The following is a 23,487-nucleotide window of genomic DNA, read 5'->3' on the forward strand; positions in this document are numbered from 1 at the left end:
GAAGTCTTGTAGGGTGGGCAAAGGCGCAACGCGCCGTGCCCGCCATCTTTCCAAAATCGCTGACAGAACTGGTGGGCACGCTTTCGCTTTGCCCACCCTCCGAGACCGTCTGCTACTTCGCCGCTTCCGCGGCCATCACCGTGCGCACCGGATCGCCTTCGCGCAGCAGCGCGCCGGCACGGGCGACGACGATATCGCCTTCGTTGAGGCCGTCGCGAATCTCGATATTGCCGCCCGACATCAGTCCGACCTCGACGCGCTTGGTCTCGACGCGGTTGCGGCGGATCACCTGCACGACGGTGCCGGCGGAGGAATACTGCACCGATGTCAGCGGCACCGCGACGTTGCAGCTCTGGCCGGACTTGATCAGCGCACGGCCGCTCGCATTCAGCAACAGCCGCTTCTGCGCGGAAATGCCGATATAGACCATGCCTTGCTGGATGTTCGGCTCGACCGTCGGGCCGATGCGGCGCACCTTGCCGTCGATGTCGCCGGCGCCGGCGATGCGCACCGTCGCCACCTGGTTGACCGCGAGCTTGCGCATATCGCTGGTCGCGACGAGGGCGACGAGATCGTACTCGCTGCGCGCCACGATCGTGAACAGCGCCTCGCCCTTGGCGGAGGCGAGATTACCGATCTGCGCTGTCGACGTCGCGATCACGCCTGCGACGGGGGCGGTGACCTGAAGCGTGCCGCCCTCGGGCAGTGCGAGCCGCGCCAGCACCTGGCCGGCGGTGGTGGTGTCGCCGGCTTCCGCCAGCACCTCCGTCACCTTCAGGCCGGGCCGCTCCGGCCGCACCGAGCTTGCCTCGCGCGCGAGGATGGTGCCGGTGCCCTCGACGATGTCGGAGAAACAGGATTTTGCGACCTTCAGCACCGTGACCGCCGGCCCCTTGGGCGCGTCGTCATCGGCGGCGGCAGCGGGCTGGGCCGAAAGCAACAGCAGTCCGGTGAGCGCAACGAGATGTCTGGAAACAGAACGCGCAGGCAATGAACGCATGGGTCATTCCGGTTGGGGCCTTGACGGCCTTATCGTTAGCAGAAGCGATCGCTGCGAGCCAAGGGCACATCAGGGCCGGCCGAATGAGAATGCCGCAGCAGCACGGGCGGCGCGATGCCGCCCGTTGATTTAGTCTTCGGGACCGGCGCCAAGGTTCGCTGTCTTCCACTGTCCCTGCGGCCATCCTTCGAGACGCCCGCCTGCGGCGGGCCCTCAGGATGAGGTCATGCTTCGCGGCGGGATGTCAGACCCTCATGGTGAGGAGCCCGCCAAAGCGGGCGTCTCGCACCATGCAGGCCGAACTCATCCCGCAGCGGAGCAATCTCACGGCAGGCTCAAGAACTCCACCCAGTTCGGCTTCTTGCCGGTGGCATAGGACTTCAGCTTGGCGAGCGCGCCGCTGCTCTGGTCGATGGCATAGACCGTCATGCTGTCGGAGAGCTCGCCGACTGCGGCGAGGTAGCGCCCGCTGGGATCGATGTGAAAGCCGCGCGGCTGCTTCTCGGTCGGCACGCTGCCGATGGTGGTCAGCTTGCCGGTGGTTGCATCGACCTTGTAGGCGGTGAGCGTGCTGGTGGTACGCTCGGAGGCGTACAGGAAACGGCCGTCGGGGGTAATGTGGATGTCGGCGGCCCAGGGCTTTCCGGTAAATCCTTCCGGCAGCGCGCTGGTGCGCTGGATCTCGTCCCATGCGCCGCCCTTGGCCTCATAGGCGAACGCCGCGACGTCGCCGTTCAGCTCGTGGAGGAGATAGACGAACTTGCCGTTGGGGTGGAACACGAAATGCCGCGGCCCCGATTTCTCTGGCACCTTGTGAGCCGGCGGATCGCTCGGCGTGAGCGTGCCGGTCGTGGCGTCGAACGCGAAGGCAAGAATCTGGTCGGAGCCGAGATTGGTCGCGAACGCGAAGCGGTTGTCGGGCGAGGGCAGGAAGGCGTGTGCGTTCAGGCCGGTCGGGATCACCTGCTTCGGCTCGCCCGCGACGCCGTTGGCGAGCAGCGGATTCAGCGCGACCTTGTTGCCGCCATAGGAGGCGCTCAACAGGAATTTGCCGCCGCGGTCGATGGCGATGTTGGCCATGCTGTCGGCGAGCGGGCCGTTGCCGATATGGCTGAGCTGGCCCGTCTTGGGATCGATCGCAAAGCTCACCACAACGAACGGCTGCGAGCGGACACCGGCGATCAGCACGCGATGATCGGGCGTGATCGCGAGCGGCGTCGAGGAGCCGGGCTTTTCGACGCCGGTGAAGGCGGCCTTCTGCACGGGCGTCATCTCGCCGCTCTCGGCCATTTTGAACACGCTGATGTCGTTACTGTCGGCATTGCCGACATAGGCGAAGGTCTCGGCCATGCCGGCGCGGACTCCAGAAATGAGAGTGAGGAAAGCAAGCGTGGTGGCGATCGCGGCGCGGGGTACGCCGGATCTGATGCGTCGGGTCGGTCTCAGCATGGGGTCCCTCCTGGATGCCGGTGCGGCATTTGTCGTTTGCCGGGAGGATAGCGGCAGCCGCCCCGCCGCACCAAATTCCAATTGGGATCGATTGATGCCGAAATGGTATCGGTGGGAGGCTTACCGTATCGCCGCTGTGCGGGAGGGCAGATGGGGCCCGGGCGGGGTGTGGGGCGGCCCGAGCACGGTCCACACGGTGACCGCGAGCAGCGCGCAGGTCAGGATCGTCCAGGCGACAAGTCGTTTCCGCATCAGGCCGAATCCGTCAGTCATATGAATGAGAATGCTCCCGGGGGTGGGCCTGGCGATCGTGCGCTGCAAATCGCGGCGATCCTATGAACTCGTTCACAGGCGAACCGAACCAATGCCGCGCGAGCGCATTGAACCGGCATGCCCCGTGAAAACGATCTCGAAGGTAAGCCCGACATGGGCGGCAAGCATGGCGGTCAGGCGGGCCAGCCCAAGTCGCCGCCGCGCCCGCGTCAGGCCGAGCGCGATGAGGACGTCGTGGCAAAGCGCCACACCGGCCAAACCGATACCAACGCCGCGCCGACCAAACCAAAATAGCACCTCGCCCGCGCCGCTCGCGGACTGGGAACGGCAGCCTCGCCTTGCCGTTACCCTGATCCCGCGGGCGGAGCAGATCGAAACGGAGGCTGGCACGTGTTTTGGATTTATTGGGACACCGCCTGGTCGCTCATCATCAGTGGCATCATGTTCGCCACCATCGTCGCCCATCCCGACGCCGAGTTCGTCGAGATCCACGCGGCCAAGCAAATCAAGTGAGCCCGCGCCGTCCGGTTCAAGGCGCATCGTTGCATGCTGCGCCGCGCCCGGGACATTAGAATTCAAAATCTCAAATCATGCTGCCGGGCATGAAGCAGCGGATCTTGGCGCGGCCGTTGACGTAATATGGCCAGACCATGGTGCGGCCGGCGCGGTTCGGCTCGGTGATCACGGTGTCGTCGGGCACCTCGATCCAGTCGCCCAGGAGTCTCACGCGATAATGTCCGTTGCTCGTGTCCCAGTCGACATCGTCCAGCGCCGTGCCGTCGGCGTCGGCACAGCAGGGACCTCCGCCCTTGCTGTGCAGGCTCTCGAACCAGCCCTTGAGGGGAGAGTTCGCGTAGCGACCGTCGTCGCGGGCCTGCACGGATGGGCCGATCATGGCAGCAACCGCTACGAGAGTGATCATCCTGAATGCCGCGATCGCCATATCTCCTCGCTCGATCTCGCGCGCGCAAGAGCGCAGACGAGGAGCCGCCTGCGCTGCACGTGACGCAATGCCGGCTGGCGCCCGCTGATCGGGTTCCAGCCGTCTCAGCAGGGCAACCGCGAGGATCGATGTTTGATCCTATTTTCAAGGGCGCGGACTTATCGAGTCCGCGCCCTGCTTCAGCTCTAACCCGGCAAGCGGTCAGTAGTCCCAGAACACCGGCACCCAACGGAAGGCCTCGCCGTCGGCTGCCACCCGGCCCACGGACGGGAACGGCAGGTGGGTGGCCACCAGCATTTCGCCGGTCTCGGCAAGCTGTCGCAACAGACGAACGCGAACGCGCGCGGCCTCCTCGGGGTCGTGCTCGAAGCCGTTAAACCAGTCGGGTTGCTCGAACCCGACGGCAAACACGGCATCGCCGGCGAATGTCAGCGCGTCGTCGCCGGACGCCATGCGAACCACGCTGTGTCCGGGGGTGTGACCGCCAGTGCGGCGAGCGATGACGCCTGGCGCAATCTCCTGCTCGTCATCGAACAGCCGCAGCTGAGGGCCGTACTCCTTCAGGAACTGCTTGGCGGTCGATCGAAGCGCGTCCGGGAAACCTTCCGGCATGGCAGTGCGAGAGAAATCAGGCTTTTCCCAGAATTTGACCTCGGCGGCCGCAACGTGGATACGCAGGTCCTTGCGCAGCTGCTCCTTCACGCCGTCGACCAGCAGGCCGCCAATGTGGTCCATGTGCAGATGGGTCAACACCAGATCGGTCACCGCCGAAAGATCGATGCCGGCGGCCGCCAGTCGCCTGATCAATTGTCCGGCGCGCGGCAAGTTCAGGTTCGGGTCCGAGCCCAGTCCGGCGTCGATGAGGATGGTCTTGCCGCCGCTGCGAACCATGACGGCGTTCAGCGCCCAGTCGAAAGCGTCCTGTGGCAGGAACATGTCGTGCAGCCAGGTCGCCCGCACCGCCGGGTCGGCGTTGTGCGCGAGCATCTTGGTCGGCAGCGGCAGCACGCCGTCGCTGACCACCAGCACGTCGATCTCGCCGATCTTCAGCGCGTAGCGCGACGGAACGAGCTCTTCGGGTCCCGACGACACGGGATATGAGGTGTTGTGCAGATTCATGTTGGTCTCCTGTTCGAGCGTTGGGCGCTTGGTTGGTGTTGACCCCGGCTGGTCCTGGTTGAGCAGGCCGCGCCGCCAGGGAGAGCGCGGCCGTCATCGCTTGGTGGATTAGAGGCCCGTCACGCGCTCATTGCGCGGTCCAGCCGCCATCGACGGAGATCGTCGTCCCGGTGATCTGGTCGGCCGCGGCCGAGCACAAGAAGGCGACGGTGCCACCGATCTGCTTCGGGGAGGCGAAGTCCAGCGACGGCTGCTTTTCGGCGAGAAGCTCTTCGGCTGCTTGCTGCTGGCTGATGCCTTTCTCCGCCGCGATGTCGCTAATCTGTTTCTCCACGAGCGGCGTGCGCACCCAGCCGGGACAGACCGCGTTGCAAGTGACGCCACTGCCGGCGGTTTCAAGGCCTACCACCTTGGTAAGGCCGACGAGGCCATGCTTGGCCGCGACATAGGCTGCCTTGTGGGCGGATGCGACGAGACCATGCGTGGAAGCGATGTTGACGATGCGACCCCATCGCTGCTTTTTCATCTGGGGCACGGCCGAAGCGATGCCGTGAAATGCCGCCGACAGATTGATGTCGAGAATGGCCTTCCACTTGGCGGGCGGAAACTCCTCGACCGGCGCGGTGAACTGGATGCCGGCATTGTTGACGAGGATGTCGAGCCGTCCGAATTTTTCGATCGTCGCCTCGATCATTCCGCGCACGGCCTCGCCATCCGACATGTCGGTGCCGTCATACGCGACGCGCACGCCGTCCTCGCGTTCGATGCCGGCCCTGATGTTCTCGATCGCTCCCGGTTCGCCAAAGCCGTTCAGGACGATATCGGCGCCGAGGCTGGCCAGCTCTCTTGCGATCCCGAGGCCAATGCCGCTGGTCGATCCGGTGACGATCGCTACTTTGCCTTTCAACATGAAAAACTCCTTTCGATGATGGTTGCCGGCGACGTCAATCGCGGCGGTGAATGTCGTGGGTGACGATGCCGAGTTCGGAAGGCGGCGGCTCGAGGCGCCGTCCGTCGGCCAACGTGCGGCGGATGTCGTCCCGCCCGCTTTGCCAGTGCGCGCGCATCGCCTTGGGTCCGAACTCGTAGTCCTTGGAGTGACCCTCATGGAGCTTGGACTGGTAGATCAGGTGGATGATGTTGTGGGAGCGGTGACGGGCGAGCTCGGCGATGGCGTGCATCTCCGGATCGTTTCTTGCGGCCTCCGGCAATCTGTCGATCGTCCGCTGCAGCGCCTGACGCATCTCCTGCATCCGCAGCGCCTGGTCGGTGACGGCGCGGGTGCGACTGGAATACTGAATGTCCTTCTGCCGGCTCGAAACCTCCATCATGTCGTGCGGCACGCGGCCCCGCGCCGACCAGAGATCGATCTGGAACGTCAGCGTGTCTTTCGCATCGCCCGACAGCACGCGGGAGAGAGGCGTGTTGGAGACCACGCCGCCATCCCAGTAATGCTCGGAGTCGATTTCGACGGCGGGAAATCCGGGCGGCAGCGCGCCCGAAGCCATGAAGTGTTTCGGACCGAGCCGCCGCTCGGCTGTGTCGAAATAGGTGAGATTGCCGGTGCGGACGTTGACCGCGCCGACGCTGACGCGCACTTCGCCCGAGTTCAGCCGGTCGAAATCGACCAGCTGTTCCAGCGTCCGCTGCAACGGCGCCGTGTCATAGAAGCTGGTCGACGCGCCGCCCGAGAAGGGCGACCACAAGGGCGAGGGGAAGCGCGGCCTGAAGAAGCCGGGCTGGCCCTGGAACAGCGCGCGCATCGCGGCAAGCGTGTTGTGCAGGGAGTTGAAGTCGAACGCGAAGGGTAGCGCGCCGGCCAGTCCCTCGCCGGCAGGCCATTCCACCGGGGTTGCGCAGATCGTCTCCCAGAACTCGCGCAGCCGCGCCACGCGCTCGTCTTCCGGGGAGCCCGCGATGATGGCGGCGTTGAGCGCGCCGATCGAGATGCCCGCCAGCCAGTTCGGCCGGATCCTGGCCTCGTGCAAGCCTTCGTAGACGCCTGCCTGGTAGGCGCCGAGCGCGCCGCCACCCTGCAGCACCAGCGCAACGACATCGTAGGGCAGCGGATTGACCGGTCGTGCGGAATCGACTTGTTCGCGCGTCACGTTGAACATGGCGACTACTCCTTGCAATGCGACCCGTTCGGTCAGCCGGCCTGTGTTTCGGTCAGGATTTCAGCTTCGGCTCCACGCGATCGCGCCACCGCGGACCGCTCCAGATAGTCGTGCACCACGGTTCCTAATCCGAGCGTCAGGTCGGCAACGATATGCTTGGCGGAGAGCACCTGAAGAACCGGCAGCTCGGCGACCGGCGCGAGCGCGTGGGAGAAGAGATCGAGCGCGGCGGGCCCCGTCCATGCGCCCTTCACCGTCACGTCTTCGAGATGGAAGCGGACCAGCTCGCAAATGCGTGCGGTGCCGTCGACATGCGGAATGATCTTCAGCAGGAAATTGGGCGCGATGAGCTTCCGTGCTTCGGCGGAAAGATCGAGGGCGCGATGCTTGTAGCCCATGGTGCCGGTGGCGATGCGCACCGAACCGTAGTCCAGCGTACCAACCAGGGTATCGGTCTCGACGGCCAGCCTCGGCTGGGCCAGCTTCTTGGGAAAGCCCCACAGCTCGCGGCCACCGGCGATCGGCGGATGATCGTTGAGGAACATCTGGTGGACGAAGCTGCCGGTCTGGCCGCGGAAGGACACCGGGATGATCTGGCCGCTTTCCGTGTAGTCGCCAAAGCCGGTGGAATCGGGCATGCGAATGAATTCGTAATTCACCACAGGCTCGGTCAGCTCCAGCGGCTCCGGCACGATCCGGCGCAATGCCTCCGGGTCGGTCCGGTACTGGATGATGAAATATTCGCGGTTGATGAAGCGATACGGGCCGGGCGGGAAAGCCGGGTTCGTCAGCGGCATCGCGAACGCGACGTTGCGGATCTGCTGGTTCATGCTGTGGGCTCCTGAATGATCGGTCTGCAGTGGCGGGCCGCGCGCCCCGCGGGAGCGCGGCCATCATCACGTGGGGCGTCTAGACTTCGGTCACCCGTTCCGGATCGGCCGACGCGAGCGCCAGGGCGCGCTCCGCCTTCGGCGGATAGATCCAGACGGTGTTGATCTCACGCTTGGTCTTCTTGGCGACGTCGCCGACCAGCTCGACCTTGCGCTCCCAGCCGCGTGTGAACAGCGCGCCGGCTTCGCCGAGGTCGAGGCACGTGACATAGGCCTTCTGGTGGTAGGGCCTGGTCGGAACGCCGAGCAATTCGGCCGCGGCGTTGTTGCCGGCAAAGGCACCCATCCGCGTGGCGTGCTGGCACGACATCAGCGCGTAATTGCCCTCGTCGTCGCAGGCGGCGCGTGCTGCGTCGCCGGCCGCGAAGACACCCTGAACGCCTGGCACCTGCAAGCAGCGATCGACCAGCAACCGTCCGAAATTGTCGCGCTCGGCGGGAATCTGCCCGGTCAACGGCGCCGCACGAATGCCCGCCGCCCAGATCACCGTCTCGGTTTCGATGTGCTCACCGCTGGACAAGGTGACGCCGCTCTCGTCGAGCGCGGCGACGCCGGCGCCGAGCCGTGTCTCTACCCCAACCTTGCGCAAGGCTTCCTCGATGATGGGGCGGGCGCCTGCACCCGTGTCGGGTGCGATCGCAGTGTTGCGATCGACGATGACGACGCGCGTCCCGGCATTGGGGCCCAGGATTTCGCGCAGCCGCGCCGGTATTTCGGTGGCCGCCTCGATCCCGGTGAAGCCGCCGCCGGCGACGACGACCGTGTCGCGTCCGTTCACGGCAGGCCGCTTCGCGAGACCATGCAGATGCTTGTCGAGTGCAACGGCATCGTCGAGCGAATCGACGCTGAAGCCGTGCTCGGCGAGGCCCGGAATGTTCGGACGGAACAGCCGGCTGCCGGTGGTCACGACGAGGCGGTCGTAGGACAGCGTCTTTCGCGCGCCCTTCGCGGGCGTGATCTGCACCGTTCGGGCCTCGGTGTTGATCGTCTCGGCGCTGCCCTGGATGTAGTCGACGTCGATCGCCTCGAGGACGTCGAGCAGCGGGGCCGTCAGGGTTTCCGGCTTCGGCTCGTAGAGCCGCGGACGGACCACCAGCGTCGGCTCCGGTGAGACGAGCGCGATCTGCAGATCTTGCGGCGAGACGCCTCGGATGTCGCGCAGCCGGGCTGCGGAAAGGGCGGCGTACATGCCGGCGAAGCCGGCGCCGATGATGACGAGTCGCATGGATTCTCTCCTTGGTTGCTGTTCGAAAGACCGCGCGCGACCGCGCTGCTGCGTTGGGGGCAGCGTCCGGCGTCAGCGCGTGGGTTTGGTTGGGTCGCTGGTCTTAAGGCGCGATGCAGCGTGCCTGCAGCGAATTCGGTGGCCGGCCGTAGCCTAGGACAACGGGCTGAAGCTCACTTCGACTCCAGTCCTGATAGGGAAGGCCGGGGCCATTTCGGATCATGATGGAAACGGGCGGCTGTGCCGGGTGCATGGTGTAAGCTGGAATTTCCACTTCCTCGCCCGTCGCCGACGTGAAGCGAACGGCCAGCGAGAGTCCGTACAAGGTCGCGGTCGCAAGGCTTCGGCGGCGTGAGGCAATCAGCCGTCGGTTGACGAAGTTTTTCCAGGTCATCTTTGGTCTCCCTCGATTGGTCTGGACATGGAGATGATGTAGCTGACCCGATTTGCGGGTGCCCCAGCGCGATTGCCGTCGTTGTCGAGAGATTGCTGCTAACGCATGCGCCTGCGCCAATCGCTCGGCGTCTCGCCCGTCAGCTTCTTGAATGCCGCGGCGAAGGCGGTCTGCGAGGAGTAACCAAGCGCCGCGGCGACCGAGACGATCGATTCGTCGCTCTCCCGCAGCATGTTCATGGCCTGCTCGAGCCGGTGCTGGCGCAGCCAGGCATGCGGCGACAGCCCGGTGCTCTCCTTGAAGGACCGGCAGAAATGGAAGCGCGATAGCTCGGCATCGGACGCCAGCGCATCGAGCGAGACGTCCGCTTCGCTATCGGAGCGCAATCGTTCGATTGCACGGAGCAGGACCTTCGGCGCCAGTCCGCCCATGGTCGGCTGGAACGTGGTTGGCGAGCCTGCATGCGCAGCCAAAAGGCGCGTGGCCAGAAGATCCGTGAGCTGATGCCGGAACAGCGTATCAAGCACGCCATGGCTCTCCAGCGAATCCGCCGCGCTCAGGAGCAGTCGGGACGTGATCGTGTCGGGATGCGCCGTTCGCTCAATCAATTCGGCGGGCCCCGCGGTTCCGGCCTCGCCGGCGATGCGCTGCAGCGTTGCGTCGGGAAGGTAAAGCTGCACGACGTCGACGGGCTTCGGAATGTCCCATCGGGAGCTCGACCCTTCCGGAACGATGTTCACGACCCCTGGACGAAACGTGCCGATCGAGATCGATTTTCCCGAGCGCCGCTCCATGCGCTGCATCACGCCTTTATGCGCCATGACCACGTGGTGGCGCATGGGCTCGACGACGTCGTGCAGCGGATCATGCTTCCAGTGCGCGATACCGGCACCCGAGGAGTCCAGCGCCACGCGAAACGGCTCGGTCCTGAGCACACGCGCCATCTCCGCGTCGGCGGCGCGCCGATCGGAGGTCGAATTGTCGTCGGGTTGTGCGCCAGGGGCCGGCGGCAAGCTCTTGTGCGAGGGATTGCGCATGAGTGCAGTGTTCCCGGTCATGGTGTGGCTCCTCCTGATCAGCTCGGGCTCTCGATCAGTCGTCCGCATTTGTACGGAACGGCGCGTGTTCTATGCGCCGCGATTGCGGTGCGTATTTCCTGAACCCGGCATGCTTTGTCCGATCCTGCTCCAAGCCGGCCCGCGCTTTCGCGAACGCACGGCGGGCGGGCGGGGAGGGGAAGTGCTTGTAAGAAAAGGGGGGCAGGCCGCCACATGGCCGTCACATCGATGTCGCGATTAGGCACGCTTGTGGCGCGGGATGGCCGGATTTCGAAGCGGACAAGCCTTGTCCGATTCCGCGACACATCCTCCAAACGGCGGGACCGGACGACCGGGGCGCCGCTACGCCGCGGCCGCCTGTGCCGACAACAGCTGCTTCAGTTTCGCCGCCGGCACGGCAGGGCTGAACAGCCAGCCTTGCATCTGGCTGCATCCGAGCTGGAGCAGCACCGTGCGCTGCGCTTCGGTCTCGACGCCTTCGGCGGTCGTCGCCATGTGGCGGGCGGCGGCCATGTGCACCACCGCCTGCACGATCGGCGAGGAATCCTCGGGTTCGCCGATGTCGCTGATGAAGCTGCGGTCGATCTTGATCTTGTCGAACGGAAAACGATGCAAATAGCTCAGCGACGAATAGCCGGTGCCGAAATCGTCGAGCGCGATGCGCACCCCGAGTTCGCGCAACTGCTGCAGGATCGTCAGCGCCTCCTGGTCATCGCGGATCAGGACGGTCTCGGTGATCTCGAGCTCGAGCCGTCCGGGCGCGAGCCCCGACTCGGCGAGCGCGGCTGCCACCTTCAGCGCCAATGTCCGCGAGCGGAACTGCACCGGCGAGACGTTGACCGCGATGTGGATGTCGCCGGGCCAGCCGGCGGCCTCGAGGCAGGCCTGCCTCAGCACCCATTCGCCGATCTCGCCGATCAATCCGGTCTCTTCCGCAACCGGGATGAAATCGGCGGGCGACACCATGCCGCGCTCCGGATGGTGCCAGCGCAGCAGCGCTTCGCAGCCGGTGACGACATTGGCCGCGAGATCGACCAGCGGCTGGTAGTGCACCTCGAACTCGCCGCGGGCCAGCGCCTGCCGCAGATCGAACTCGAGCTGGCGGCGCAGCCGCGCCTTGGCGTCATATTCGGGCGCGAAGACGCGGAAGGTGCGGCGGCCCTCGGATTTTGCCGCATACATCGCGAGATCGGCGCGCTTGAGCAGATCGTCGGGATTGTCGCCGTGGTCGGGTGCGATCGCGATGCCGATGCTGGCATCGGTCGGGATGTCCTGGCCGTTGCAGTCCACGGGCGCGCGCAGCGCCTTCAGGATCTGCTCGGCCAGGGCCGTCAGCTCGGCGTCGTCGCGGGTGCCGGCCTTGACGATGGCGAATTCGTCACCGCCCAGCCGCGCGACCATGTCGTTGCCGCTGACGCAGGCGCGCAGGCGGTTCGCGACCTGGCGCAGCAACTCGTCGCCGACCTCGTGTCCCAGCGAATCGTTGACGCCCTTGAACTCGTCGACGTCGATATAGAGGATCGCGAACGGCTTGCCCTGGGCAAGCTCGGCGACGCGCCGCTCCAGATGGCCGCGCATCAGCACGCGGTTGGGCAGGTCGGTCAGCGCGTCGTAATGCGCCATATGCGCGATGCGCTCGTCGGCGCGGATGCGCTCGGTGACGTCGTCATGTGTCGCGAGCCAGCCGCCGGCGGCGCCGGGCTGGTTCTTGATCTCGATCAGGCGGCCATCGGAGGTCTCGACGATCGTGCTCTGCGTCTGCCCGGCATCGCCCAAAATGCGGTCGCAATAGGAATCGACGTCGCCGTGGAACGAGCCGGTGTCGTGGCGATGCCGGATCACCTGGCGGAAATATGCGCCGGGCTTCACCACATCGGCCGATAGCCCATACATCTCGATGTAGCGCCGGTTGCAGACGATCAGCCGCTCGTCCTGGTCGAACATCAGGAGACCCTGCGTCATCGTGTTCATCGCGGTGTCGAGCTGCTGCTTCTCCACGGCGAGCCGGCGGGTCATCTGGCGGAAGATGAAATAGAGCGTGAGTACGAGCAGGCCGATCGACAGCACGGCGACGGCCACGAAGAATTTCGTTTGCGTGTGCCATGTCGCCAGCGCCGCATCCAGCGACTTGGTCGCGACCACGACCAGCGGCTCGCCGGTCAGGAGGCGTGCGGCGACGATGCGATCCTTGCCGTCGATCGGGCTTGCGAGCTGCATCGTGACGAAGGTTCGCTCGAATACCGCCATCTGCTCGCGCGTGCCGTTGCGGAAATTCTGCCCGATCATCGCCTCCACATGCGGAACGCGCGCGAGCAACTGGCCGTTCTGGTGATGCATCGCGATCGAGGAATCCTCGCCGAGCCCGCTCGAGGCGAAGAAGGATTCGAGTTGCTCCGGCGCGATCGCGCGCGAGACCAGCCCGAGGAATTCGCCGTGGGGGCCGGAGACGCGGCGCGCGAATACGATGACCGGTCCGCTGCCCAAGCGTCCGGGCACGACCTCGACCTCCTCCTGCGAAGCCGGATCGTTCTTGAGGCGATCGAAATAGCCGCGGTCGGCGACCGAAACATCGGCGACCGGCCAGCGCCGCGACGAGTTGATCAGCACGCCCTTGGCGTCGAACACGTTGGCACCGGCGACGTCGGACCAGCCGCTGGCTTTGGCGCGCAGCACCTCGTGCATGGCGAGCGTGCCCATCTCGCTGCGGAAGACGTCTGCGGATTCGATGCCATGGCTTTCGAGTTCCGCGATGATGCTCTTCTGCAGCACCGCAAAATCCTCGAACTCGCGGTCGAAATGGCGGGCGAGCAACCGGACCGCGCTCTCCACGCTGTCACGGCCGCTTTCAATTGCATTCTGCCGGAAGCGGTCGACGGTGAGCGCGGTGCCGATCGCCATTGCGGCCATCAGCACGAAGCCGCCTGCGATCAGCCATGTCAGCGGCGCTCCGCGCCAACGGCGCAGCAACGCGCGCATGCGCGCGCTCCATCGGATCGATGTGCCCATGCAGCCCTCCCGTGGGATGCAAGATGCGGCAAAACCGACAAGAGCGCGTTACCAGTGAGGGTTAGAAAAGCATGAATCGGAACGGAATCAGAGGGTTGGTTCCATCGCTTGTCTGAAGGCGCGGTGGGGCATGGTTCCCTCAGCGTCGGATTTGCCATCGCAATGCTTCCGCATTGGTCTTGGCGAACATCGCCGGCACGTCGAAGGCCCCGGTCTTGAGATCATAGCGGCAGCGCCAGTCGGCCAATCCCTTCACGGCGACGTTCTTCGGGTGCTTGTCCATTTCGCCCGACAACGAGATCACGAGGTAACGGTTGTCCGGCCAGTGCACGCCAAGGCCGCGATAGGCCTCTTCGGTGCCTTTCACGAGATTGGCCGAGATGTGGTAGTCGAGCTTCATCTTCCCAGTGTCCGGCCGGCCGTGGAAATAGGCCCAGGCCAAGTCGCTGAGCGAGGTCTTCGTCGCGCTGACGAAGGCACCCTTCTCGGCATGGTAGAGATAGAGGTCCTGCTCGCCGGAGCCGGTCTTCTGCATCCGCACCAGCCATTGCGAGTCGGGGGTCCAACGGAAGCCGGCCCCGTAGCCCTGCTCGGGCTTCAGCTCCGTCATCTGTTCGCCACGCCTCGTCCAGGCCTGCCATTTGACCTCGAAATCCCCGCCCTCCTTCATGTACTGCTCGATCCCCGTGGCGCCGTCGGGTGAGGTGAAGGCGAGATCGGCATTGTCGGTGAGGATGTAATCCGGCGGCGGGCCGGACGCGGCGAGCCCTGGAGTTGCGGCCATTGTCAGGGCAAGCACCAGCCCAACAGGCCATTGTGCGGGACGGCAAAATGCGTTCACGGGACAATTCCTCGAGAAAAATGCCGCGATGCGGCCTTGAGCATTTGACACCGGCGGGGGTGCGTCGGTTCATCTCCGTGCCGGCTCATCATCCTATCGACCGTCTTGCTGCCGTGACCAAAACGGCGCACCTTGCCGGGCCGATTGATTTGCAAAATTCTTCCTGATCAGGGTTCGTTTCCGATGTTGACCGCATCCAAGGCCTTCATTGCATTCTGTCTGCTCGCGGTGGGCGGCACCGTGCTGGTGATCGGCCCCACCGAGCTGCGTCGCCTGTTGCCGATGGGGGCGAAGACCGACATCGCCGCCAAGCCGGAACCCAAGGTCGAGCCCAAGCCGGAAGAGCCCAAGCTCGCCGCGGTCGCGCCGCCGGCGCCAGCTGCGTCTCCGGCACCGGCCCCCGAGCCGAAGGCGGGTGCGCTGGCCGAGACGCAAAAGCAGGTCACGGCCGCGCTTGCCGATCTTGCACCGGTCAAGCCGCCGCCGGCGGTTGCCGATAGCGGCCCCCGCTTCGACGTCGCACGCGTCGACGATCACGGCGAGGCGGCGGTGATCGCGGGCCAGGCGACGCCGGGCGCCAAGGTCGAGCTGTTGCGCGACGGCAAGCCGCTCGACAGTGTGGTGGCGGATGCCTCGGGCCAATTCGTCATGACGCCGCCGCAGCTTCCCGCCGGTTCCTATGAGCTGACCCTGCGGGCGAAATCGCCTGACGGCACCGTCACGCAATCCGGCCGCAGCATGCCGGTGACGATCGCCGAAGCCGCGCCGCCGCCCGCACGCCCTGCACCCGCCGCGAGGCAAGAGACGAAGCAGGAAGCGAAGGCCGAGAAGCCCGACGACAAGTCGGATGTTGTGGCATCTTTATCGGACAGGCCTGCGGCCCGGCCCCGAGTGATGGGCGCACCGAAACCGAAGGGCGGGTCGGGGGTGATGGCGCGGGCGCCCGCGGCCACGACCGTCGCATCGGCCTCGCCGGCGGAAATCGTCAGCGGTGCACCGGCGGAAACAAGCGGCAGCCGGGTGATCTCCCGCGGCGACAGCCTGTGGGCGCTCAGCCGGCTCGCTTACGGCGACGGCGCCCGCTTTGCGGTGATCTACAACGCCAACCGCGCCAAGATCCACAATCCCAATTTGATTTATCCTGGCCAGACCTTCGTGCTGCCGCAGAAGGCGGAGTGAAGGCGGCGCTTCGCCGCTGCGCCTGCGGCCGTCCTTCGAGACGCCCGCCTGCGGCGGGCCCTCAGGATGAGGGATGAGTCTGCGGCGGCAATTTCAACGCAGACGGATGTGCTGCCAAGCCTCATTCTGAGGGGCCGCGAAGCGGTCGTCTCGAAGGACGAGGCGCTCGCTCAGGCGCCGCCGAGACGCCCTAAGCAAATACCGCGGCGCTTTGCCCTGTGCGCTTCCGGAACATTTGGTTCCCTCGCGCGTCATTGTGATGCGACGCGATGCGCGCTTGGCGCCGGAGGAGGGCCAAGGTGGACAGGTCAGTGGTCATGTCGAGATCACGCTTGGGGCCGAAGCTGGGTCCCAAGCTGGGGCTCGCGCTAACGGGCGCAACCCTGGTGATTCTGGCGGTGCTGTTGCCAAATCGCGCCGAGGCGCAGTTCGGATTGCGCGGCGGCCCGCTCGGTGTCGCGCGCTTTGCCGTCGGCCACATGATCGGCATGTCGCGCTTGCGCCATGCCCGCATGGCGGTGCGGGGTGGCCGATACCGCTCCGCAGCGCTGCGGTCGCAAGATCCGCGCGGCGCAGAGCGCGGTCTCCCTGCCAATCCTTACGTCCTCCGTGCGGCGATGACGGCGCAAGCCGCGCTGTCGGGCTGGCATGGCGGCCGCCGCCCGCAAGGCTGGTGGCGCCACCCCGACGGCAGCTATGGCTGGGTCGGCCCGGTGTTCTGGCCGTTCGCGCATGACGATCTCACCACCGCGATCATCCTCGGCGATACGACCAGCCTCTCGCTCTATGGCTATGGCGACATCTATGCCGCGATCTTCGCGCCCTATGCGGCCACCGAGCTTGCGGCCTACACCACGCCGCAAGGCCGTCGCGGCCGGCGAGTCCCGACTGCGGAGGCCGTCTGCGATGCCAGCGACACCGGCGGCCTGCCGGTCGAACGCATCGCCGCTGCCGTGCAGCCGAACGAATTGCAGCGCACAGCGCTCGACGAGCTCGCCACCGCGTGGGCAGCCGCGCGCGACACCATCCGCGCCGCCTGTCCAACGCAGGTCCCTGCGACGGCGATGGAGCGCCTCGGCCTGATGCGCGAGCGCATCGAGGCCATGATCAAGGCAACGGACGGCGTCGCACCTTCGCTCGCCAAATTCGTCGATCTCCTCGATGACGACCAGAAGGCCAAGCTCGATGGCCTGGCCAAGGACCGCCGCGCCGCGCTTGCAGCGGTCCAGCAAAAGAATCCCCAGGCGGCATCGGCCTGCCAGGCGGACAGCGATCCCCGCTACGACGAGAAACTGCAGCGCCAATACGAGCAGCTCGTGCAGCAGCAATGGCCCGCGGCCGAGATCGCCGCCACGCTCAAGCTCGACGACACCGCCCGCGCCCGCCTCGACGTGCTCCAGGACACCACGCTGCGCACGATGGAAACGCTCGGCGCCTGTCCGTCACAGGCCGGACCGACACCACAGGCCCGCCTCACCGCCGCGAAGGCGCGGCTGGAGACGATGCTGCAGGCGGTGAACGGCGTCAGTGACGCGCTCGATGATTTCGAGGCGGACCTGAGCGACGAGCAGAAGGCCGGGTTCGAGGCGATGGGGCCGAAGCGCGGGGCGTGATCACCCGCACCGCTTCCACCCAATTCCGTGCCCGCGTAAGTCACTGATCTTGCAGGCCCCGGCTACTGTGCATGGGGTTGTTTTCGCACTTTTTGTTTTGGCTACCCGCGCCGCCTTGCCGCCGCGGCGTCCACCACGTTCTCCACCTCCTCGCGCCACGACAGAATCTCCATCGCGAGCACGGGGTGGTTAAAACCCTTGAGCACGAGATCGTCGAGCGCGCGGGCTTCGACCCAGGGCTCGACCATGCCGTAGACGCGGCGGCTGACGACGACCTGGCCGGCCTTGGCTTCGTCGCAGAGGCGGGAGGAGAGATTGGTGACGCTCCCGATCGCGGCATATTCGAGCCGCTGCTCGAAGCCGATCTGGCCGAGCGTGGCGTAGCCCATGGCGACGCCGACGCCGAAGCCGAGCGAGTGGCCGCGGTTCTTCCATTTCTCGGTCAGGGCGCCGATCGTGTCGCGCATCTCGACCGCCATCTTCACCGCGCGCTTGGTATGATCGGCGAACTGGATGGGCGCGTTGAACAGGATCATGACGCCGTCGCCGGCAAAGCGGTCGAGCGTGCCTTCATAGCGGTGGATCAGCTCGCCGAGCGCGGCGTGATATTCGCGCAGCACGTTCATCGCCTCTTCCGGCTCGGTCGCCTCCGTGAACGAGGTGAAGCCGCGCAAATCACAGAACACGACGGTGACCTCGCGGCGGTGGCTGTCGAGCAGCGCATCGTGGCCGTCGGACGAGGCGATCAGTTGCGCGACTTGCGGCGCGAGGAAACGTTCGAGCCGCTTAATGCGGCCGATCTCGCCGAGTTGTTTCTCGACCCGCTCTTCCAGCGAGCGGTTCCAGTTGCGCAGCTGCTCGGTCTGCTCCTGGAGCTTGGCGGCCTGCTGCTGCACGGTTTCGTGCGCAGCCGCGAGCTCACGGCCCTTGTGGTCGACCTCGGTGAACAGCCGCGCATTGCGCATCGCCAGCACGGCCTGGTTGGCGAAGGTGCGCATCAGGCCGATGATGCTTGGGGCGAACTCGCCGCTGGCTCGGCGCAGCACCACCAGCGAGCCGAGCGTGCCCTGCTGGTCGACTAGCGGCACCACCAGCACCGAATGGAAGCCGGCGTCGATCGCGACGTCGCGCAGCGGCTGCTCGGAGGCCTGGTCGAGATCTGAAATCGCGATCGGCTCGCCGCTCCCGGCCGCATCGCTCAGGATATCCTGGCCTTCGTCGATGGTGACATGGGCGCCGTCGGCGGATTTGTCGATGCCGTTGGCCTCGACCAGATTGAAGCGGCGCACCTGCGCGTCATAGCCGTAGATCAGCACGGCGTCGGCATGGGTGATCTCGATGGCGCGCGCGGCGATCGTCGGCAGCACGGCGTTGAGATCGAGCGAGGCGGCGACCGCGCGGCCGACCTCTTCCAGCACCTTGAGCTCGTTGATCGACTGCGCGAGATCGCGGGTGCGCTCCTCGACCTTAGTCTCCAGGTCCGAATAGGTTTCCTGGATCTGGCTGGCCATGCGGTTGAACTGGCCGGCGAGATCTTCCAGCTCGTCCGCGGTGTGCACCTCGATGCGATGGCTGAAATCGCCCTCACCGAGCTTATGCGCGCCGTCGCGCAGCGCGGTGATCGGAATGATCATGCGGCGCGCCAGAAGCGTGCCGGCAAGGATTGCGACCAGCAGGCCCATGCCGATCAAAAGCGCGATGCGCACCAGCTGGTCGCGAATCGGCATCAGGGCCTGCGTGGTCGGCTGCTCGAACAACACGCTCCAGCCGAGCTTCGGCACGGTGCTCGCGGCGCTCATCACCGCATGGCCGTTGAAGTCTGTGCCCGAATTGTCGGGCGCGTGGCCCGGCGCGACCGCGGCCGCAACCTGCGGCAGCTTCGACAGGTCCTTGCCGATTTCGGGCCCTTTCGAGGACGTCGCCAGCACGCGGCCGCGCGGATCGACCACATAGGCGAACGCCGCCTTGCCGACCTGAGCGTCGGAGAGGTACTCGGAGAGAAAGCTGAGATCGAGCTCGGCCACGGTGACGCCGGCGTTGAAACCGGAATGCGCCACCGAGATCGACATGAACGGCGTCCGGTCGGAGAACCAGGCCGGTGCGTAGCTGACGCCGCGGGCGACGGTGTCGGTGAAGCGCATGTCGCGGGAGAGGTCGGCATTGCTGCCGGTCGTGGTCGACTGGCGCGAGACGCGGAGCACCTCGCGGCCGTCGCCGTTGAGCTGGAACAGCTGAGTGACGACCGAGACCTGGTGCAGCAGCTGGGCATAGTCGGCGCGGCGCTTCTCGAGCGTGTCCTGGCTCGCCCGCGTCACCCAGCTGATCTGGCGCTCGAGCTCGGAGATCGACTGCTCGATCCGCCGCGCGGCTGCCTGCGCCTTGTCCTCGAGACCGTCGGTCAGCTGTGTCTTGGTGGCGCGGTAGGAGATCCAGCTCTCCATCGCGCCGTTGACGGCGAGCACGAACACGACGAGGCCGACAAGAGAGACGACGTATTTGGCGAACAGACCTTCGCGCAGAAACCGTGTCTTGTCGTTCGCTCCTGCCATCCCGATCCTCTCGCGCCGCCATCGGCGCCGGCGCTACGGGCCGCACGGACCCTGCGAGTCTTCTAGCACAATTTGGTCCAGGGGACTGTGAAGGGACTGGTCGGGGCCGCCTGACCGGCCGGTGTGGTTACCCGCTGTGGACGCTGGGGCAGGCGGAAGGATGGTGAATTGTCGCAGTCTCATCCGTTTGGAGGAAGCCGCGGCCGGGGACGCCGATGTAAGGGGATGGCCTTGGCAAGGGAGGCTGGGAGTCCAGCGCTTTGGTCCTGCAATCATCGATTAAAGAGCTGCCGCAGCACGTCGTTCATCGGCTGGCTGTCCTGCTGCACCGCCGGCGGGTCCTCCAGGGCGGGGGACGCCGGCGAGGCTTGCGGCACCGATGTGGATGGCGCTGCAGGCAGGCTGCGGCTGCGGCCGGTGCCAGTCCCGGTGCCGTTTCCCGCGCCACCGGAAAGTCCCTGCTGGATCAGATTGCCGAGCGCCTCGCCCAGGGGGCCACCGAGCAAATTGTTCTGTCCGGCGGGCTGCTGGGTTTGCGGATTGGCATTGCCGGCCGCATTGCCGCCACCCGGCGCGGCGGTCCCTCCGAGACCAAGGTTGCTGCCAAGGCTGCCCAAGATATTGCCGAGCCCGGCGCCATCAGCGCCGAACAGCCCCTTGCCCATCTCGCGCAGCTTGGCATAGGCGGCATCCGGATTGTCCAGCATGCCGGCCATGTCGGGATAGATCCGCGGCTGCGACCAGGTGCCCTGGATCATCACGGGGATACCGAAGCCGACCGGCTCGGCGGCGCGGCCCTGGCCTTCGGTCGTCATCACCAGCTTCGGCTCGACGCGAAAGCCCATCATCTTGGTGTCGAGTGCGATCGTGCCGGCGCCGGTGACGCGGACCAGCGGTCCGGTCAAGTTGAGATCGGTGGTCACCGCCTGGCCCTTGTCGATGCGGAACGACGCCGAGAGCTGCGACAGATCCGTGCTCTGCTCCCGATTGCTGTCTCCGTTTTCCTGCCAGCCGGACAGCGTGCCCGATGTCAGCGAGCGGATCATCTGTGCGACGTTGATGCCGCGAATGGCGCCGTCCTGGAAATTGACGAAGGCCGTGCCTTGCATGTTCGCCATCAGCGCGCGCTGGCTGGTGCCGGCGCTGCGCAGCGCGAGCTTGGCCTGCAGCTTGCCGTCGATCCGGTCGAATTCGGCGAGGCCCTGCAGCAGCGGCAGCGCGCGCACGCCGGCGAGGTCGGAATGCATGGCAAAGCTCGGCGCGCCGCTGGTGGCATCCAGGATCAATTCGCCCGTGACCTGGCCGCCATAGGCGCCGAGATTGGCGGTGCCGGCCTTCAGCACGCCGCCGGCGAGTTTTGCATCGACCGCCAGCGGCGCGAGGCGCGCCTCACCGATCACCGCCTCGTGCGCGGAGATCCTGATTTGCGCATCGACATAGTTGAGCGCGGACACATCGATCGGCGCATCGCTCCAGGGCTGGCCGGACGCGCCTTCCGGCGATTTCGCCAGCGGGATCGCGAGCCGCTGGAAGTCGAGATCGAGCTTGACCAGAGGCTTGCTCGCGATATCGACCGAGGCCCAGCCGTTGAACGCGCCATCGCCGAGCGTGCCATTCAGGCCGTTGATCATCACCACATCGCCGCTCAGCCGCATCTCGGCATGACCCGCGAGCCGGGACTTCAGCACGTCCGGCATGTCGATGGCGAAATCCACCGGAATCGTCGGCCGGTCGGCCGGCGGCGCCGGCGTGGTTGCCTTGATGTCGAACTTGGTCGGATGCTCGCCGACCCGTGCGGTGCCGGTGATGTTGATCTTGCGGTCGCGGCCGACAATCGCATCGGCATTGATGGCGCTGATGCGGCTCTCGACGCGATCCCGCGCTCGCGCGAATGCGATCTCGCCATCGGTGACCTTGACGCGGTCGATGGCGGCGCCGTCGGTATCGAGCGCGATCGGCCTCGACGTGCCGCCGGCATTCGGCAGGCGCTCGCGCAGCAGCGGCTGGTAGAGCACGGGATGGGTGACGACGAGTTCGCTGATCTTCGGACGGCCCGACCAGACGCTCGAGAGCGACATGTCGGCCTGCACACTGTCGATGGTCAGGCGGGTGATGCCGCTGCGGTCCTTGGGATCCTGCAGCGTGAGGTCGTTCAGCGTCACATTCAGCGTCGGCCACAGGCTGATTCTGGTCGTGCCGTCGATCGACAGGCGATAGCCGGTCGCGCTCTCGACCCGCGAGGCGATCGTCGAAGTCAGAAAGCCCGAGGGAATCCCGACCACCAGCAGGAGTGCGATCACGATGACGACTGCGGCCACCGCCGCGCCGGCGAATTTCACGGCTCTCATGTCGACTTTCCAGCGGCGGACGATCGGCGTCGAATCCGGCAGATGACCGTCATTTGCACGCGTCCTTTGCACCTGAGTTTATCCCCGGACGGGAAGCGGCTCCAAGCACGTAAAAATAGTCTGGGGGTGCTGCAAAGTTATGTGACTTATGGCACACTTCCCGGGCGCGGTTTTACGCGATCCTGATGTTGATGGTTCCAAGCGTTTGCCAACCAAGATCACAAGGACATTGAAATGAGCAAGCAGGCCGAATTTGCGGTCATCCTCAAGATGAATGCGATGTTCGCCGACCTCGGCGCAGACGAGCTCCAGCGGCTGGCGAATCTCTGCCACACCCAGCATCTGGGGAACGGCGAGGTGCTGTTCCAGAAGGGCGACGCGGGCGATGCGCTGTTCGGCGTGCGCCGAGGCCAGGTCCGTATCGAGACCGGCGCCTCCGACGGCAGCCGCCTGACGCTGAACTTCATGGGCCCGGGCGACCTGTTCGGCGAGGTCGCGGTGCTGGACGGCCAGAGCCGCACTGCGGACGCGACCGCGGGCGAGGCCAGCGAACTGTTCGTCCTGCGGCGCGAAGACTTTCTCGCTTTCCTCGAACGCGAGCCGAAGGTCGGGATCAAGATCATCGCGCTGCTGTGCCAGCGCATTCGCTGGCAGAGCGAGCGCATGGAAGAGTCCATGCTCCAGCCGCTGCCGGTTCGCCTCGCGCGGCGCCTCTGCGCGCTCGCCGCCGATTTCGGCTCGGAGGTGCACATTTCGCAGGAGCAACTTGGCGTCTTCGTCGGCGCCGCCCGCGAGAGCGTCAACCGCCAGCTTCAGGCCTGGCGCAAGGAAGCGATCCTCGATCTCCAGCGCGGCCGCATCCTGCTGCGGAACATGACCAAGCTGACGGCGATCGCGCGGAACGAGTAGGGGCGTCAGGTCCGTGCCTCACGGCCATGCCAGATTCTCGTGATGAGAATATCGCCTGTCTCGGGAACGATGATATATCGCACGATGTAACCTGACGAGCCGAAGCGGACGATGATTTGTCGGATGACGGCATCCTCAGTCGGTTTGCCCAGCGCCGGCAATTCCGGCAGCCGATCGATTGCCTTCCAGATCGAGGTCAAGGCGCGTTTCGCGGCGCCAGGATTAACAGTGTCGAGGAATGTTCGCAGCCGCTCGATGTCTTCGACAGCGGCGGGTGAAAGCTGGATCATTTCACCTTGCGCGGCTGGGGACGGGGCAGCTCGTCTGCCGAGTCCCAGCTTGCCACCCACGCTTTAACGTCATCGAGTGGGACAGCTAGGCCGGTGCGCTTGAAGTCGTCGTAACGACTGCGGTCCTCTGCGAGGTCTGGACTGGAAACGTCGATCACTGAATCGAGCAATGCGACGGCCTCTGCGAGAACCGTTGCTACGTCCTTTCCCCGCTCGGACGCGATCTCCCGGAGACGGGCATCGGTGTCGGCGTCGATCTCGAGCGTTCGGCTTATGAGGTTCAT

General features: G+C 65.9%; 22 protein-coding genes. 5 read left to right on the top strand and 17 right to left on the bottom strand.

All coding sequences use genetic code 11. The features are described from left to right. Positions 1-112: 112 nt before the first annotated feature. The 3 genes from ABIB91_RS31345 to ABIB91_RS31355 form a co-directional block, all read right to left on the bottom strand. Positions 113-1,000 carry an efflux RND transporter periplasmic adaptor subunit gene (locus tag ABIB91_RS31345; protein ID WP_354170276.1) on the bottom strand — a complete coding sequence of 296 codons (888 nt, stop codon included), beginning with the start codon at positions 998-1,000 and terminating at the stop codon, positions 113-115. A 324-nt stretch (positions 1,001-1,324) separates the two neighbouring features. Further along, on the bottom strand, positions 1,325-2,449 hold the full coding sequence (locus ABIB91_RS31350) for a lactonase family protein (protein WP_354170278.1): 1,125 nt from the start codon (positions 2,447-2,449) through the stop codon (positions 1,325-1,327). 120 nt (positions 2,450-2,569) lie between these two features. Further along, positions 2,570-2,701 (bottom strand): hypothetical protein, encoded by a 132-nt coding sequence (locus ABIB91_RS31355; protein ID WP_354127119.1) that lies wholly within the window; start codon positions 2,699-2,701, stop codon positions 2,570-2,572. Positions 2,702-2,839: 138 nt separating this feature from the next. Here ABIB91_RS31355 and ABIB91_RS31360 point away from each other — a divergent pair, with 138 nt between their 5' ends. Both ABIB91_RS31360 and ABIB91_RS31365 read left to right on the top strand, forming a co-directional pair. After that, positions 2,840-3,016, top strand: a complete 177-nt coding sequence (locus ABIB91_RS31360) for a hypothetical protein (protein ID WP_219683392.1) — start codon at positions 2,840-2,842, stop codon at positions 3,014-3,016. 96 nt (positions 3,017-3,112) lie between these two features. Beyond that, positions 3,113-3,235, top strand: coding sequence for a hypothetical protein (locus ABIB91_RS31365; RefSeq protein ID WP_007599008.1), 123 nt, complete (start codon positions 3,113-3,115; stop codon positions 3,233-3,235). A 70-nt stretch (positions 3,236-3,305) separates the two neighbouring features. Here the strand turns inward: ABIB91_RS31365 and ABIB91_RS31370 are convergent, their stop codons facing one another. From ABIB91_RS31370 to ABIB91_RS31415, 10 genes are all read right to left on the bottom strand, one after another. Continuing rightward, the gene (locus ABIB91_RS31370) at positions 3,306-3,665 is read right to left on the bottom strand and encodes a hypothetical protein (RefSeq protein WP_219683375.1); all 360 of its coding nucleotides are present in this window, start codon (positions 3,663-3,665) and stop codon (positions 3,306-3,308) included. Between the two features lie 201 nt (positions 3,666-3,866). Further along, positions 3,867-4,784 (bottom strand): MBL fold metallo-hydrolase, encoded by a 918-nt coding sequence (locus ABIB91_RS31375; protein WP_354170282.1) that lies wholly within the window; start codon positions 4,782-4,784, stop codon positions 3,867-3,869. A 127-nt stretch (positions 4,785-4,911) separates the two neighbouring features. Then, positions 4,912-5,694 (bottom strand): 3-hydroxybutyrate dehydrogenase, encoded by a 783-nt coding sequence (locus tag ABIB91_RS31380; RefSeq protein WP_354170284.1) that lies wholly within the window; start codon positions 5,692-5,694, stop codon positions 4,912-4,914. Positions 5,695-5,728: 34 nt separating this feature from the next. Then, positions 5,729-6,901: a patatin-like phospholipase family protein gene (locus ABIB91_RS31385; RefSeq protein ID WP_354170286.1), complete on the bottom strand. Its 1,173-nt coding sequence runs from the start codon at positions 6,899-6,901 to the stop codon at positions 5,729-5,731. Positions 6,902-6,933: 32 nt separating this feature from the next. Further along, positions 6,934-7,731 carry an acetoacetate decarboxylase gene (locus ABIB91_RS31390; protein WP_354170288.1) on the bottom strand — a complete coding sequence of 266 codons (798 nt, stop codon included), beginning with the start codon at positions 7,729-7,731 and terminating at the stop codon, positions 6,934-6,936. A 79-nt stretch (positions 7,732-7,810) separates the two neighbouring features. Further along, the gene (locus tag ABIB91_RS31395; protein WP_354170290.1) at positions 7,811-9,016 is read right to left on the bottom strand and encodes an NAD(P)/FAD-dependent oxidoreductase; all 1,206 of its coding nucleotides are present in this window, start codon (positions 9,014-9,016) and stop codon (positions 7,811-7,813) included. Positions 9,017-9,119: 103 nt separating this feature from the next. Continuing rightward, the gene (locus ABIB91_RS31400) at positions 9,120-9,410 is read right to left on the bottom strand and encodes a hypothetical protein (RefSeq protein WP_007599017.1); all 291 of its coding nucleotides are present in this window, start codon (positions 9,408-9,410) and stop codon (positions 9,120-9,122) included. Between the two features lie 98 nt (positions 9,411-9,508). Continuing rightward, the gene (locus ABIB91_RS31405) at positions 9,509-10,468 is read right to left on the bottom strand and encodes a helix-turn-helix domain-containing protein (RefSeq protein ID WP_354170292.1); all 960 of its coding nucleotides are present in this window, start codon (positions 10,466-10,468) and stop codon (positions 9,509-9,511) included. A gap of 342 nt (positions 10,469-10,810) precedes the next feature. Continuing rightward, positions 10,811-13,474, bottom strand: a complete 2,664-nt coding sequence (locus tag ABIB91_RS31410) for a bifunctional diguanylate cyclase/phosphodiesterase (RefSeq protein WP_354170294.1) — start codon at positions 13,472-13,474, stop codon at positions 10,811-10,813. 139 nt (positions 13,475-13,613) lie between these two features. Next, a complete protein-coding gene (locus ABIB91_RS31415) occupies positions 13,614-14,315 on the bottom strand; it encodes a TolB-like translocation protein (protein WP_354170296.1) in 702 nt (233 codons plus the stop codon). 183 nt (positions 14,316-14,498) lie between these two features. Between ABIB91_RS31415 and ABIB91_RS31420 the strand changes: the two genes are divergently transcribed. After that, positions 14,499-15,494, top strand: a complete 996-nt coding sequence (locus ABIB91_RS31420) for a LysM peptidoglycan-binding domain-containing protein (RefSeq protein WP_354170298.1) — start codon at positions 14,499-14,501, stop codon at positions 15,492-15,494. 317 nt (positions 15,495-15,811) lie between these two features. Beyond that, positions 15,812-17,107: a Spy/CpxP family protein refolding chaperone gene (locus tag ABIB91_RS31425; protein ID WP_354170300.1), complete on the top strand. Its 1,296-nt coding sequence runs from the start codon at positions 15,812-15,814 to the stop codon at positions 17,105-17,107. 101 nt (positions 17,108-17,208) lie between these two features. On the opposite strand, the gene ABIB91_RS31430 is transcribed toward ABIB91_RS31425, so the two are convergent. Both ABIB91_RS31430 and ABIB91_RS31435 read right to left on the bottom strand, forming a co-directional pair. Continuing rightward, a complete protein-coding gene (locus ABIB91_RS31430; protein ID WP_354170302.1) occupies positions 17,209-19,656 on the bottom strand; it encodes an adenylate/guanylate cyclase domain-containing protein in 2,448 nt (815 codons plus the stop codon). A gap of 272 nt (positions 19,657-19,928) precedes the next feature. Then, entirely contained in the window at positions 19,929-22,004 is a 2,076-nt protein-coding gene (locus ABIB91_RS31435) for an AsmA family protein (protein ID WP_354170304.1), read from the bottom strand. 234 nt (positions 22,005-22,238) lie between these two features. Between ABIB91_RS31435 and ABIB91_RS31440 the strand changes: the two genes are divergently transcribed. Continuing rightward, positions 22,239-22,913, top strand: coding sequence for a Crp/Fnr family transcriptional regulator (locus ABIB91_RS31440; protein ID WP_007599026.1), 675 nt, complete (start codon positions 22,239-22,241; stop codon positions 22,911-22,913). Positions 22,914-22,918: 5 nt separating this feature from the next. Here ABIB91_RS31440 and ABIB91_RS31445 read toward each other — a convergent pair whose 3' ends face one another. Both ABIB91_RS31445 and ABIB91_RS41780 read right to left on the bottom strand, forming a co-directional pair. Next, a complete protein-coding gene (locus ABIB91_RS31445; protein WP_354170306.1) occupies positions 22,919-23,263 on the bottom strand; it encodes a type II toxin-antitoxin system RelE/ParE family toxin in 345 nt (114 codons plus the stop codon). Further along, positions 23,200-23,487: a hypothetical protein gene (locus ABIB91_RS41780; protein ID WP_502917036.1), complete on the bottom strand. Its 288-nt coding sequence runs from the start codon at positions 23,485-23,487 to the stop codon at positions 23,200-23,202. Before ABIB91_RS41780 ends, ABIB91_RS31445 begins: the two co-directional genes overlap by 64 nt.

The sequence above is a fragment of the Bradyrhizobium sp. JR4.3 genome (assembly GCF_040547695.1).
Taxonomy (GTDB): Bacteria; Pseudomonadota; Alphaproteobacteria; order Rhizobiales; family Xanthobacteraceae; genus Bradyrhizobium; species Bradyrhizobium canariense.

Coding starts and splice junctions, on each gene's coding strand:
- ABIB91_RS31400 (WP_007599017.1), bottom strand. CDS start 9,410: ATGACCTGGAAAAACTTCGTCAACCGACGGCTGATTGCCTCACGCCGC.
- ABIB91_RS31360 (WP_219683392.1), top strand. CDS start 2,840: ATGCCCCGTGAAAACGATCTCGAAGGTAAGCCCGACATGGGCGGCAAG.
- ABIB91_RS31430 (WP_354170302.1), bottom strand. CDS start 19,656: ATGGCAGGAGCGAACGACAAGACACGGTTTCTGCGCGAAGGTCTGTTC.
- ABIB91_RS41780 (WP_502917036.1), bottom strand. CDS start 23,487: ATGAACCTCATAAGCCGAACGCTCGAGATCGACGCCGACACCGATGCC.
- ABIB91_RS31440 (WP_007599026.1), top strand. CDS start 22,239: ATGAGCAAGCAGGCCGAATTTGCGGTCATCCTCAAGATGAATGCGATG.
- ABIB91_RS31375 (WP_354170282.1), bottom strand. CDS start 4,784: ATGAATCTGCACAACACCTCATATCCCGTGTCGTCGGGACCCGAAGAG.
- ABIB91_RS31425 (WP_354170300.1), top strand. CDS start 15,812: ATGTCGAGATCACGCTTGGGGCCGAAGCTGGGTCCCAAGCTGGGGCTC.
- ABIB91_RS31410 (WP_354170294.1), bottom strand. CDS start 13,474: ATGGGCACATCGATCCGATGGAGCGCGCGCATGCGCGCGTTGCTGCGC.
- ABIB91_RS31345 (WP_354170276.1), bottom strand. CDS start 1,000: ATGCGTTCATTGCCTGCGCGTTCTGTTTCCAGACATCTCGTTGCGCTC.
- ABIB91_RS31420 (WP_354170298.1), top strand. CDS start 14,499: ATGTTGACCGCATCCAAGGCCTTCATTGCATTCTGTCTGCTCGCGGTG.
- ABIB91_RS31350 (WP_354170278.1), bottom strand. CDS start 2,449: ATGCTGAGACCGACCCGACGCATCAGATCCGGCGTACCCCGCGCCGCG.
- ABIB91_RS31370 (WP_219683375.1), bottom strand. CDS start 3,665: ATGGCGATCGCGGCATTCAGGATGATCACTCTCGTAGCGGTTGCTGCC.
- ABIB91_RS31390 (WP_354170288.1), bottom strand. CDS start 7,731: ATGAACCAGCAGATCCGCAACGTCGCGTTCGCGATGCCGCTGACGAAC.
- ABIB91_RS31355 (WP_354127119.1), bottom strand. CDS start 2,701: ATGCGGAAACGACTTGTCGCCTGGACGATCCTGACCTGCGCGCTGCTC.
- ABIB91_RS31435 (WP_354170304.1), bottom strand. CDS start 22,004: ATGAGAGCCGTGAAATTCGCCGGCGCGGCGGTGGCCGCAGTCGTCATC.
- ABIB91_RS31385 (WP_354170286.1), bottom strand. CDS start 6,901: ATGTTCAACGTGACGCGCGAACAAGTCGATTCCGCACGACCGGTCAAT.
- ABIB91_RS31380 (WP_354170284.1), bottom strand. CDS start 5,694: ATGTTGAAAGGCAAAGTAGCGATCGTCACCGGATCGACCAGCGGCATT.
- ABIB91_RS31395 (WP_354170290.1), bottom strand. CDS start 9,016: ATGCGACTCGTCATCATCGGCGCCGGCTTCGCCGGCATGTACGCCGCC.
- ABIB91_RS31405 (WP_354170292.1), bottom strand. CDS start 10,468: ATGACCGGGAACACTGCACTCATGCGCAATCCCTCGCACAAGAGCTTG.